The following is an 11,943-nucleotide window of genomic DNA, read 5'->3' as shown; positions in this document are numbered from 1 at the left end:
AGCACGCTGGGCATTTCCATTTCGATCGACGATTTTGGCATCGGCTATTCGTCCTCGCGACCACAACGATCTGGCGATTACGCACGCGATTATCCATCTCGGCCATACGCTCAATCTGCAGGTCGTCGCCGAGGGTGTCGAAGAAATCAGCCAGCTGGAAATATTGCGGGAAACGAAATGCAACACGATTCAAGGCTATTTGCTAAGCCCGCCGGTCTCGGCTGTCGAGCTGGAGACGCTGATTTCCTGCAAATCTTTAACGCTGCAATAGCGAAGCTGCACCCCAAGGAGGATGCAGCTCTGACAGTTCCTTATCGCCCCTTGCGCAGGGGCGTTTTTTTCTTCACCGGAGTGTACAGGCCGTGCCATCTGGCGTACCGGATCACTTTGGCGAAAATGCGCTTGTCTTTCAGCTTGCGAAAAATGTACGGATCGGGCGATGTGTTGACCTCCAAAATCCACGGATGCAGCTTTTTATCGACCGCTACGTCGAGACCGATTTCCTTAACTCCCGGGTGCCGGGCATGCATGGCTCTGGCAACCTGGACTCCCAACGTCCGCAGACGGCCGATAAACTGCTCCCGCTCGGTTGCGTTCATGTAGCCGGCAAACAGAGCATCCGCCGGTTTCAACGTTCCGCCGTTATGGAAATTCGTCACGATTTTACGGGGATGAGCCACCCTCCCGATGATTCCGGTCGCTTCCCATTTGCGCTGGGGGGACTGCTGCACCATGACTCTTAGATCAAAACGGCTCCCTTTATATGTTAACAAATGTATGCCTTTTTGAACGAGATAAGGACGATTGCGCGTTTTTTGAACAATTGAAGCGTACAGCTTGTCAAAATGCTTGAAGCGTCTTTTGATTTCCCCGGACTGATACGAGTAAGGATGCTCCGCCTCCGGCTGCCAATCTACCCGCATCACCCCGTTCCCGAACGTACCTACGTCGGGCTTGACATAGACCATTTTATGGCTGCCAAGCATCTGCTCCAGCGATTCGCCGGTCATCCGCTTCGTCGCGGGAATGCTCGGCCTCAGCTTCTCGGAAGCTTGAATCGCTACCGTTTTGGCCCATTTGCTGTAAATATATCTTCGCAGTTTCTGCTTCATGTCCTTCCTCCAGCTGCGTTCTGTAAAACTCGGCTAATGACTGGGCCGCCGCCTGCCAGCTGAAGCGCTGTACGGCGTCCTTGCGCGCCTGTTTTGCCAGATTTTTCGCCCATGCTTGATTTGCTGCGACTTCCACGATCGTTCTTGCAAATGATTCCGGATCTTTATAATCTTTGACGGTAATTCCGTTATGGCCGCTGCGAATGATTTCGTTGATGCCGCCGTTCGCCGAAGCAACAACCGGGATGCCGGAAGCCATAGCTTCCACGTTGACAAGCCCGAAAGCTTCATGCTCTTGCGACGGGCATACGAAACAATCCGCGAGCCAGTAAATTTCATGCAGCTTGGCGTGAGGAATGTGGCCCAAAAACTTCACAGGTACACCGAGTTTTCCGGCCTGCCTGCCCAGCTCGGTTTTATAGCTCTTGCACCGGGCTTTGCCGGCAATAAGCAGCCGGGCTCCGGGCACTTTTTTTCTGGCTGAATGGACAGCGTTGATCAGTACGGAGATCCCTTTTCTCTCGATAATCCGGCCGATAAAAAGCACTTGAAAGCTTCCGCGAAGCCGGTATTTCTTTTGAAACCGTTCCTTCTTTGCCCGAGACGCCGGGCGGAAACGGGCGACGTCCGTGCCAAGGTGAACTTTGGTAAGCTTGCTCTCCTGGTTCGGAAACAAGGCCGCCAGCTCATCTTGAAGCGAGCCGCTGTTCGCAACGATCCAGTCCACCCGGGACAATTGGGCATCCGCAAGCTCGACGGAGGTGTGCGGCGGCTGGACGAAGGTCAGGGAATGAAGGAATAAAGACACCGGCGTATGCGGCAAAAGCTCTTTGATCGCGGCAGCGTACTGCGGTCTGTTGTCCACTTGAATCAGGTCGTACGCTTGACCTTGAATGGCGTCCAGTACGGCTTGCAAATACGTATCCGGACTGCCCCCCGGCACCCTGACGATCGTCAAGGAGCCCTGCTTGGCAATACGCTTGTAACGGGGATTCCGTCTGCTGATAACCGTTACCTGATGGTGCTCAGCCAATTTGCGGGCAATGGCGTAAATGCATATTTCCACCGAGTTTCCAAGCAGCGGCGGCACCGGATATTTCTCGGGAGCGACAATCAAAATGTTCACGGAAGGGAGCCACTTCCTTGCAGGGTTCGCCCTGCGCTTTTTTGAACCTGTACCTATTGTATGAAGCGCCGGCCGTTTTGGCGACTCATCCCGTCCATATCGGATAAGCCTCTTTCGAGGCCAAAATCGGGCGGCCGACTACGCATGCGCTTAGCGCGCTCTCATACCACCGTGGATTTCATCCTAATCAGGTCAACTGTGTGCTCAGAAACCCACACGCCAGAGCCGGTCGCACAACCCGCGAAAAAAACCTGCACTTTTGCAGGTTTTATCAAGTGGCTGCGGCGATGCATGCGGTGGTGGCCTCGGCTATGCTCGCGTCGAGAGCCTCGACGTTGCCTGCGGCGGGGGCTCCGGCGATGCAAGGAAAAAACCTGCAAAAATACAGTTTTTTGCCCGGATGATACGCTGGCGGCGGCATATTCCTGCAAATGTGCAGGCTTTTCGACGCGAACAGGGGCTCTGGTTCATTTTCACCGAAAATTCCTGCACAATCGCAGGCTTTTCGCCAAAATGAACCATTTTTGCGAAGAAAACCTGCACTTTTGCAGGTTTTATCAAGTGGCTGCGGCGGGAGCCTCGGCGTTGCCCACGGCGGGGGCCCCGGCTATGCTCTCGGCGGGGGCCTCCGCACCTCCCGCGGCGCCCGCCCTCGCGGGCACAAAAAAGAAGCTGCGCCCAAGCTCCAAGCTCGGGTGCAGCTTCTTTTTTGATCACCGGGTTCTCGCTTACGGCGCGTTCGTCAAAAACTGGGCGGTTGGATTTTTTTCCATCGCCGAACGCAGCGCGTACTCGCTTTCGAACAAGCCGACATAGTTGCCCTTCTTGTCTTTGACAAGCTGGGAATTGATGCGGAACTTGCCCGGGTCGATCTTCTCGTCGACAATCCAGCGGGCAAACTGGAAGTTTTGCCGCTGCAGCTGAATATCGACGCCGTATTCGTTCTTCATGCGGTGTTCGAACACCTCGAACTGCAGCTGCCCGACGACGCCCAGAATCGTATCCTCGAAGCCGATCGTCGTGAACACCTGAATCGTCCCTTCCTCCGTCAGCTGGTCGATTCCTTTTTGATACTGCTTATGCTTCAGCGCATTTTTGACCGTCACCTTGCTGAACAGCTCCGGCGAGAAAGTAGGCAGTTCGTCGAAAACGATCTCCTCTCCCTGGCTGAGCGAATCGCCGATCCGGAAAATACCCGGATCGAACAGGCCGATGATGTCGCCGGCGAACGCTTCCTCGACGATGTCGCGGTCCTGCGCAAGGAACTGCTGCGGCTGCGACAGCTTGATATCTTTGCCGGCGCGAATGTGCTTCACGGTCATGCCGCGCTCAAATTTGCCCGATACGATGCGCAGGAAAGCTACGCGGTCGCGATGAGCGGGATTCATGTTCGCCTGAATTTTGAAAACGTAGCCCGAGAACTTCTCCTTCGTCGGTTGAATGACGCCCGCGGTGCTGCTGCGCGGCTCCGGCTTCGGCGCCAGCTGCAGGAAGTTTTCCAAAAACGTCTGCACGCCGAAATTGTTGATCGCACTGCCGAAAAACACCGGGGTAAGCTCACCTTTGAGCACCTTCTCCATATCGAACGGATCGCCTGCCACATCCAGCAGCTCGATATCCTGGCTCAGCTGCTTGTGGAGGAACTCTCCCGCAATCTCTTTGACGAGCGGATCGTCCACACCGCTGACTTTGCGGACCTCGATCTGCTTGTGGTCGTCGCCCTGGAACAGTTCGAGCTGCGTTTTCTCACGGTCGTAGACGCCGCAAAACTGCTTGCCCGAGCCGATCGGCCAGTTCATCGGATAAGAGCGGATGCCGAGCACTTCTTCCAGCTCTTCCAGCAAATCGAAAGGATCACGGCCTTCGCGGTCCAATTTGTTAATAAATGTAAAAATCGGAATGCCGCGCATCCGGCACACCTGGAACAGCTTCTTCGTCTGCGCCTCGACCCCTTTGGCTACGTCGATCAGCATCACCGCGCTGTCCGCCGCCGTCAAAGTCCTGTACGTGTCTTCACTGAAGTCCTGGTGACCTGGCGTATCGAGAATGTTCACGCGGTGGCCTTCGTAGTCGAACTGCATCACGCTGGACGTAACGGAAATTCCGCGCTGCTTCTCGATTTCCATCCAGTCCGAAGTGGCGTGCTTGCTGGCCTTGCGGCCTTTTACCGTACCCGCCAGCCGGATAGCTCCCCCGAACAGGAGCAGCTTCTCGGTTAACGTCGTTTTCCCGGCATCCGGGTGGGAAATAATCGCGAAGGTGCGCCGTTTGGCGACCTCCGATTCCAAAACTTTATTGACTTGCGTCGTCATCTGGTTAGTCCTTTCATTCGACATTTCCGGATCGCCTAAGCCGGCAATCCCTTACCTTACCTTACCTTGCCTTGCAATCCGAATCTACACATTCGCCTTCTGCAGCGGAACCGTCCAGTTCGCTTCCCCGATATAGGTGCGGTTGCTGAACTCTCTGCCCCGCAGCACCACTTTATCCGCATATACTTGCACGTACAAACCTTGCGACTTGTTCTTGGCCTCCTGCTGATAGGCGCGATTGAGCGGCCGGCCGACAGAGGAATTGTGGAAATAGTGAAAATGCTCCTGCACATAATGCGGGGTGCCGTTCTGAAAATCCATGTGGCGGTGCCCGCAGAACACAAACACGTTTTTGTACGGCTTCAGCGCTTCCCTGAATGCCTTGGCGCGGATCAATTGATGCGACGCCCCGTTCGTATCGCCCGTCGGCAATGGCTGGTGTGTCATCACAAAAAGCGGTTTCCCCGGCACATAGGAAGCTTTGAGCCGCTCCTTGAACCAGGCCATCTGCTCATCGGAATACCAGGCGCCTTCGCCGACGTCCGGTTTTTCCTGCACGTACGCTTCCTGTGAAAGCAGCAGCATTGTGTGCCCTTTTGCCGTGTACTCATTGTACGGCTTGCCGTATCCGAAAAACTTCATAAACTGCTCTCGTGAAAGAGCGTCGGTCTTGCCGTTGGGCACCGCTTTCTGGTCCCAACTGTTCGATTTGTTGATCCAGATCGTATAGTAATCATGGTTCCCCATGTTCGCATGTACCGGCGGCAGCTTATAGTCGTTTACAATGGATTTCAGCTCCTTGTAGTCCCGTTCCGTACCCGTATCCGTCAAATCGCCGGTAATGATGATCGCATCTACGGGGGAATCGTAATGAGTAATATCGTCAAGCGCCTGCCTCAGCTTGCGCACGGTCTGCGGATCGCCGGCCGTGACATGCAGATCGCTCAAAATAAAGTAAGACATAAGCAGCCCCGACTGCGGCAGTTCCGCAGCGGCAGCGCCCTGAATCGGCTCCCCATCCGCTGCATGGGCGGAAACGGCTTCCTCCTCGGGGAGAAATTTCTTCTTCACCAATTGGCTGAAAAAAGCACTGGCGCCAATAAGACCCGCCCCTATAAACATGAGCCATCTGAGAAACGCTCTCCGCGACATTCCGCACCTCTATCGTAACGAAGCCTATTTAAGCAAACTTAATTATATCATAAAATTGCCGCGCAATGTGATGGATCCCCTTCCATCGGACACAAAGCCGCAAAGGGCAGCCTCTCCATCGAGAGCCGCCCTCTGCGCAGAGCCGCCGGATTACAGCGGCATCGATTATGTCAAAACCGAAGTCTTCGGTTCCGTTACCCAGTCGACTTCCCCTTCGTTTTGCCCGTTGATCGGCCACCATTTGAAGCCGTCCTGCGCCAGCAGCTCCTGCGCTTGTTCCGGTCCCCAGGAGCCTGCCGGATACGGCCGCAAATCGCTCGGGCTCTCCGCCCATGCCGCGGCGATTTTGTCCACGTACTCCCAGGCGAGAGCCACTTCGTCCCAGCGGGTAAAGTAAGTGGAATCTCCGCGGGTCGCGTCGTACAGCAGACGCTCGTACGCTTCCGGCGTGTTGAACCCGACTTGGCAGCTTTGGCAGAAATCCATCGCAACCGGCACGATCACGCCTTCGGAGCCCGGCTGTTTGGCGTTCATTTTCAAATAAATGCCTTCCATCGGGTTGACGCGGAATACGAGCAGGTTCGGCTGCAAGTCATGCTTTTTCGCCAAATAGACGTTGTTCGGAATGTTTTTGAATTCTACGACAACTTCGGTCGTTTTGACCGGCAGCCGTTTTCCCGTACGGATGTAGAACGGAACTCCGGCCCAGCGGAAGTTGTCCACAAACACGCGAGCGGCAAAATACGTCTCCGTCGTCGACTGCGGATTCACCGAATCCTCGCTGCGGTAAGCGGGAAGCACCTTGCCTTTGGCGGTGCCGTCCGTATACTGGCCGCGGACGACGTTCTCGCGGACTTCGTCGCTGGACTGGAAGAGGCGCAGCGAACGAAGCACCTTCACCTTCTCATCCCGGATATCTTCCGGATGCAGACGGCTCGGCGGCTCCATCGCCATCATCATGAGCATTTGCAGCATGTGGTTTTGCCCCATGTCGCGCAGTGCTCCCGAGTGATCGTAGTACCCGCCCCGCTCCTCGACGCCGACCGTCTCGCTCAGCGTAATCTGGATGTTGGCTATGTACTTATTGTTCCACAGCGGTTCGAAAAACGCATTGGCAAAGCGCACAAACTCGATATTTTGCACCATTTCCTTGCCCAGGTAGTGGTCGATGCGGTAAATGTCTTTTTCCTCGAAAACTTGACGCAGTTGGCCGTTCAGACGCTCGGCGGAAGCCAGGTCGTATCCGAACGGTTTCTCGATGACCAGACGGTGCCAGCCTTGCGTTTCCAGCAGACCGCCTTCGCGGAGGTTATAGGACACATTGCCGAACAGCTCGGGCGCGAGCGCCAAATAGAACAGACGGTTGCCGCCTGTTTGGAACTGCTCATCCAGCCTGGCCGTCAATTTGTTCAGCTCGTGAAAACCCGCCACGTTGTTAATATCCAGCGACATGTATTCGAAATGCTGTGCAAAGTTCGCCCATTCGGCATCGTCTTTGATTTGATAGCGGGCGAATTCCTTGATGGAATGCAGCACGTCGTCGCGGAACTGATCATTTGAGCGGGGTCTTCGAGCCAGACCTACTACCGCAAAGTTTTCGCCCAGCTTGCCTTCGCGATACAAGCTGTAGAAGGCGGGGAACAGCTTTCTTTTGGCCAAATCTCCTGTAGCGCCGAAAATATAGAATACAGCTCCACTCATCTATGCATCATTCTTTCTTTATTGGGATTGGGTATTAAGCATAGCATACATAAAATAGGTGAGGGATTCAACTTTTCTTTTCATCAATTTTCTCAATAACCCGACTAAATTTTATTGATAAATAGACATCTGTCCATACCGAAACAAAGCCGGGCGAATAGGCTATAGTAATCAACTGACCCGGAGGTGTAATACGATCATGCAGCGAGTGTATCCCATAACCGAGGAAACCTGTTCAGCCTTGTACGGCAGACCGGTGCTCGTTTATTTAAAAGACGGTTCGGAAGTTACCGGCCTGCTGAGCCGCGTGGAGAAAGGCAAGTTCATTCTCAACGATTTTTCGGCGGGCGTCTCCAATTTCACTTTCGATCAGGGGAAGCGCGTGTCCGGTAAAAGCAAAAGCAAAGGCAAGGGCAAAAAATCGGCGGCCAAAGCGTCCGTCCAGGCTTTCCCGGCCGAACCGTTCCCGCAGCCTTTCGGCGAAGTGCCCCCGTTCGAAGGCTTCGGCCGCCCGACAACCGTTCCGCTGGGGACGATTGCCGTTTTGTTCGCGCTTGGTTTCTGAACCGCACAATGCTCATACGAGAACCGAAACAGGGCTGTGGGAAATCCACGGCCCTGCGTTTTTTCACGATTGTCCTATTCAGCGGATAGACTTGCTCATCATATAACAGCCCAACTCCGGATAATACTCCTGCACTTCATATCCTCTCCGCAAATAAAAATGGTATGCCCTCGGATTGCTGTCATCTACGAAAAGCCGTGCGGTTCGGCACCCTTTGGCTTTGCCGTATGCTTCGCCGGCGCTCATCAACTTCTGCCCCCAGCCGCGGCTCTGGTCTTTGGGGGCCACCGCCAGCATGTCTATATACAAAACACTCGACTTGCAGATCAGTGAAATAAAGCCAAAAGGATACCGGTTGCCCTTCGCCGCGACCAATGTGGCGCATTTGCTCAGCCTCTTGCGTATTTCCGCTACTGTAGCTGAAGCGCCGGCGTTCGCCGTTTTTGAAAAAGGAACCAATTGATCGACGACCAAGCGATGAATGACGGAATCATCCAAGGAAGCTATTCGTTTACGAATCATGCTGCACCGCCCTCACAAGAAGCAATAATGCTATCTTATGATCGCGATTCGCACGTTGACCCAGCCTCTTGTTCCGTAGATCGGATTATTTGACGGTCAATTAGCCAATTTACCCCAGACGGAAGCGGTGATATAGTAGAAGTAGGCGGAATATTCGGATAAAAGATGAGAAGAGAGGTGATCAACTATGATTAATGCCTACCCTATTACGATGCTGAACAGCTACCAGACAACCAAAGATTACTATAAAGTAAGCGCGGTCCGCAGCGTTAGCGGCAGCGGCGCGTACACATCCCGGCAATTCCTGAATTTGCCGTACGAGCAATTGCCCTACAAGCAGTTGGCGCGGTCGGCGGCGCAAAGCTTGTCCGGGCTCGTCCAGTCCGCCCAGAACGCCAAGCAGTCCGCACAAGCTTGGCTAAGCAAAAGCGCCCGCCTGGATCTTCGTTCGGAAGCCGACAGCGAAAAAGCAATCGCCCCCCTGGAGAAATTCGTAGCTTCTTATAACGAGTTTCAAAAAAGCCTGAGCGAATCTCAGGGGCAGCTGAACCAAACGCTCGCCTTGGGGATGGAGCAGGCGGCCAAATCCTACAAGCTGGAGAGCCTCGGCATTACGCCGCAGGAGGACGGAAGCCTGCTGCTTCAGGTCGATGAGTTTAAAAAGCAGGCATCCGGGCGCTTCGCCGACGTGTCGAAGAAGCTGAAAAGCTTGAGCGGCTTCGCTTCGCTGCTTAGCAGCACCGCCGACAAGCTCGGACAGCTTCCGACGGATGCGTTCTTTCAGATGCAGCGCTCGTCTTTGCAGCCTTACGGCCAATACCGTCCGCAGCTGCAAACTTACCTTCCGGTGCCGATGACCGGACTGCTGCTCGACGAGCGGATGTGAGCAGGGTCCGGAAGCTCCGCCTGGAACAGCGGTGTCGACAAATAGCGCTCCCCGGTGTCCGGCAGCAGCACGACGATTTTTTTGCCCTTGCTGCCGGGCCTTCGGGCAATTTGCGCCGCCGCATATACGGCTGCACCCGACGAAATGCCGACGAGCAGCCCCTCCGTTCTGCCCAGTTCGCGCGCCGTCTCGAACGCCTCCTCGTTTTTCACCAAATAAATCTCATCTACGACCGATTTGTCATAAATACTCGGGACGAAGCCCGGTCCCAGGCCCTGAATCTGATGCGTTCCCCGCTTGCCCCCCGACAATACCGGGGAATCGTGCGGTTCCACCGCAACGATCTGCACGGACGGCTTGCGCTGTTTCAGCACCTCGCCGACGCCCGTAATCGTGCCGCCTGTGCCGACGCCGGCAACAAAAATATCGACCTCGCCGTTCGTATCCCTCCATATTTCCTCCGCCGTCGTACGCCGGTGAATGTCCGGGTTCGCCAGGTTGTCGAACTGATGGGCGATGAACGCGTGCGGAATTTCCTTCGCCAGTTCCTCCGCTTTCCTCAAAGCGCCGAGCATGCCCTCGGCTCCCGGGGTAAGCAGCAGCTCCGCTCCCAGAGCCTGCAAAACGCTTCTGCGCTCCACGCTGAACGTCTCCGGCAAAACGATGATAAGCCGGTATCCCTTGACCGCCGCGACAAACGCAAGCGCAATTCCCATATTGCCGCTCGTAGCTTCAATGATGACCGAGTCCTTGTGCAGCAATCCTTTCTCCTCGGCATCCTGGATGATCGCATAGCCGGCACGGTCTTTGACGCTCCCGGCCGGGTTGAAATATTCCAGCTTGCCGATCAAGTCCGCCTCAAGCCCGTGGCTCGCTCCGTATGCGGCAAGCTCAAGCAAAGGCGTATTGCCGATCAGCTCCGTCAAGTTTTTGGCGATAGGGGGTCTGCTCATATTCATTCCTCCGATTCAAACTGTTATTTTTCCCATTAAATTAGTCGGCAATATAGCTAACGATACTGTACGGAACCAAGCAGCAAGCTTTTCCGCTCAAACGAAAAATACCTTCGAAGGTGGAAGGTATTTTCATTATAAATCCGTTAGTTACCATTGTAGCAAAACCTTCAGCCATTCCGCAAATTCCTATGAAACCGGCAGAACCGGCTGCTTCTTGGCGGACGGCTTTACATCCCTTGGGATGGGGCAAACGTAGCTTCGCCCGTTCAGACGTTCCTCTAACTCCCGCTTGGCATCCTCCAGAACCTGCGGCCGCAGCAATACGTCCAGCGCCGTAGCCGCCATAACCTTGGCTGCATGCAGCATTCCCTTATGGGCGATGGAAGAAGTGCCGAGCGTTACCCACTGCCACGAATGCGGCGGCGAACCGACGACAAAACAGGCTGTCGTGCATTGAACCGTAGGCGCGATCCAGCTTACGTCGCCGACATCCGTCGAACCGTAAAGCATGGAGGGGCCGTCGTGCGGATTCAACCGGTCAGCCAGAGCCTTATCCCGCATCCCGGCGGGAATATTCGGGGCGCTGTTTTTTTCCGTCTCGGTCAGCGTTTCCCGCAATTGCCCGGCCCATTGCAGCTCGTTCCGGTCAAAATCCGGTAATCCGAGCTGTGTAAAGCACTCGAACATCACCCGCTCCAGTGTATTGTTGGGCACCAGATTGGAGCAAGCTTTGTCAAATACAATGCTCACTTCCGTACCGGTCATGAGCGCCGCACCGCGGGCGACATCGCAAACTCTTTCGTAAATTTCCTGCGTCTGGTCGAGGCGGGAAGCCCGGATCAAATACAGCACTTCAGCATGGGCCTGAACGACATTCGGAGAAAGCCCTCCTGTATGGGTTACCGCGTAGTGAACTCGCGCATCCGGCACAATATGCTCCCGCAAATAGTTGACCCCTATATTCATCAGCTCCACAGCATCCAGAGCGCTGCGCCCAAGGTGCGGACTGGCGGCGGCATGGGCGCTTCTGCCCTTGAACCGATAGCTGACCTGGTAATTCGCCAGCGAATCGACCGACATCACGCTGTTGTAATCCATCGGATGCCAGCAAACCGCAAAATCAATATCGTCGAACAGCCCCTCGCGGGCCATAAAAGCTTTCCCGGAACCGCCTTCTTCCGCAGGGCAGCCATAATAACGGACCGTTCCGGCAATTCCCCGTTCTTCCATCCATTCCTTAAGCGCAACCGCAGCGGCAAGCGAACCGGTTCCCAGTAAATTATGGCCGCAGCCGTGGCCGCTGCCCCCGGGAATGAGCGGCTCTTCCGCCAGCGAGCCCGGCTTCTGGCTCATTCCCGACAGCGCGTCATATTCGCCGAGAAAAGCCGCAACAGGCCCGCCTGTGCCCCAGTTCGCCACAAAAGCCGTCGGGATGCCGCCGACACCCCGCTCCACTGCAAAGCCTTCTTTCTCCAGCATGCCGCTCAAAAGCTCGGCGGAGCGGAATTCTTCAAAGCGCGTCTCCGCGTATTCCCAGACGGCATCGCTGATTTGGCAATAAACGTCCCGTTTTCGCTCGATCAATTCGGCGATTTTTTGCAAACCGTTCAT

At 55.1% G+C, this 11,943-nt stretch carries 11 protein-coding genes; 3 read left to right on the top strand and 8 right to left on the bottom strand.

Going from position 1 to position 11,943, the window contains the following annotated elements:
• Positions 1–34 precede the first annotated feature (34 nt).
• On the top strand, positions 35–271 hold the full coding sequence (locus tag AC0LWT_RS03890; RefSeq protein WP_474679907.1) for an EAL domain-containing protein: 237 nt from the start codon (positions 35–37) through the stop codon (positions 269–271).
• A 40-nt stretch (positions 272–311) separates the two neighbouring features.
• Here the strand turns inward: AC0LWT_RS03890 and AC0LWT_RS03885 are convergent, their stop codons facing one another.
• The 5 genes from AC0LWT_RS03885 to zwf form a co-directional block, all read right to left on the bottom strand.
• Positions 312–1,040: a YheC/YheD family protein gene (locus tag AC0LWT_RS03885; RefSeq protein ID WP_474680246.1), complete on the bottom strand. Its 729-nt coding sequence runs from the start codon at positions 1,038–1,040 to the stop codon at positions 312–314.
• A complete protein-coding gene (locus tag AC0LWT_RS03880; RefSeq protein WP_474679906.1) occupies positions 970–2,238 on the bottom strand; it encodes a glycosyltransferase family 4 protein in 1,269 nt (422 codons plus the stop codon). The genes AC0LWT_RS03885 and AC0LWT_RS03880 overlap by 71 nt, the downstream gene beginning before the upstream one ends.
• A gap of 728 nt (positions 2,239–2,966) precedes the next feature.
• Positions 2,967–4,550 carry a peptide chain release factor 3 gene (locus AC0LWT_RS03875; RefSeq protein ID WP_474680245.1) on the bottom strand — a complete coding sequence of 528 codons (1,584 nt, stop codon included), beginning with the start codon at positions 4,548–4,550 and terminating at the stop codon, positions 2,967–2,969.
• A gap of 84 nt (positions 4,551–4,634) precedes the next feature.
• The gene (locus tag AC0LWT_RS03870; RefSeq protein WP_474679905.1) at positions 4,635–5,702 is read right to left on the bottom strand and encodes a metallophosphoesterase family protein; all 1,068 of its coding nucleotides are present in this window, start codon (positions 5,700–5,702) and stop codon (positions 4,635–4,637) included.
• Positions 5,703–5,867: 165 nt separating this feature from the next.
• Positions 5,868–7,403, bottom strand: a complete 1,536-nt coding sequence (gene zwf, locus AC0LWT_RS03865) for a glucose-6-phosphate dehydrogenase (RefSeq protein ID WP_474679904.1) — start codon at positions 7,401–7,403, stop codon at positions 5,868–5,870.
• Positions 7,404–7,602: 199 nt separating this feature from the next.
• On the opposite strand from zwf, the gene AC0LWT_RS03860 reads away from it, so the two are divergent.
• Positions 7,603–7,968, top strand: coding sequence for a hypothetical protein (locus tag AC0LWT_RS03860; protein WP_474679903.1), 366 nt, complete (start codon positions 7,603–7,605; stop codon positions 7,966–7,968).
• A gap of 78 nt (positions 7,969–8,046) precedes the next feature.
• Here AC0LWT_RS03860 and AC0LWT_RS03855 read toward each other — a convergent pair whose 3' ends face one another.
• Positions 8,047–8,490, bottom strand: coding sequence for a GNAT family N-acetyltransferase (locus tag AC0LWT_RS03855; RefSeq protein ID WP_474679902.1), 444 nt, complete (start codon positions 8,488–8,490; stop codon positions 8,047–8,049).
• Positions 8,491–8,677: 187 nt separating this feature from the next.
• Here AC0LWT_RS03855 and AC0LWT_RS03850 point away from each other — a divergent pair, with 187 nt between their 5' ends.
• Positions 8,678–9,376: a hypothetical protein gene (locus AC0LWT_RS03850; protein WP_474679901.1), complete on the top strand. Its 699-nt coding sequence runs from the start codon at positions 8,678–8,680 to the stop codon at positions 9,374–9,376.
• Here the strand turns inward: AC0LWT_RS03850 and cysK are convergent.
• Both cysK and AC0LWT_RS03840 read right to left on the bottom strand, forming a co-directional pair.
• Positions 9,328–10,329, bottom strand: a complete 1,002-nt coding sequence (gene cysK / locus AC0LWT_RS03845; RefSeq protein WP_474679900.1) for a cysteine synthase A — start codon at positions 10,327–10,329, stop codon at positions 9,328–9,330. The two genes, AC0LWT_RS03850 and cysK, sit on opposite strands and share 49 nt — an antisense overlap.
• 189 nt (positions 10,330–10,518) lie before the next feature.
• On the bottom strand, positions 10,519–11,943 hold the full coding sequence (locus AC0LWT_RS03840; protein WP_474680244.1) for a M20 family metallopeptidase: 1,425 nt from the start codon (positions 11,941–11,943) through the stop codon (positions 10,519–10,521).

The organism is Paenibacillus sp. sgz302164 (assembly GCF_056120505.1).
This window is presented reverse-complemented; position numbering and strand designations above follow the sequence as displayed.

What these genes read in the sequence shown, in the direction of transcription:
- zwf (WP_474679904.1), bottom strand. Translation starts at nt 7,403, where the DNA reads ATGAGTGGAGCTGTATTCTATATTTTCGGCGCTACAGGAGATTTGGCC.
- cysK (WP_474679900.1), bottom strand. Translation starts at nt 10,329, where the DNA reads ATGAGCAGACCCCCTATCGCCAAAAACTTGACGGAGCTGATCGGCAAT.
- AC0LWT_RS03855 (WP_474679902.1), bottom strand. Translation starts at nt 8,490, where the DNA reads ATGATTCGTAAACGAATAGCTTCCTTGGATGATTCCGTCATTCATCGC.
- AC0LWT_RS03875 (WP_474680245.1), bottom strand. Translation starts at nt 4,550, where the DNA reads ATGACGACGCAAGTCAATAAAGTTTTGGAATCGGAGGTCGCCAAACGG.
- AC0LWT_RS03840 (WP_474680244.1), bottom strand. Translation starts at nt 11,943, where the DNA reads ATGAACGGTTTGCAAAAAATCGCCGAATTGATCGAGCGAAAACGGGAC.
- AC0LWT_RS03860 (WP_474679903.1), top strand. Translation starts at nt 7,603, where the DNA reads ATGCAGCGAGTGTATCCCATAACCGAGGAAACCTGTTCAGCCTTGTAC.
- AC0LWT_RS03870 (WP_474679905.1), bottom strand. Translation starts at nt 5,702, where the DNA reads ATGTCGCGGAGAGCGTTTCTCAGATGGCTCATGTTTATAGGGGCGGGT.
- AC0LWT_RS03850 (WP_474679901.1), top strand. Translation starts at nt 8,678, where the DNA reads ATGATTAATGCCTACCCTATTACGATGCTGAACAGCTACCAGACAACC.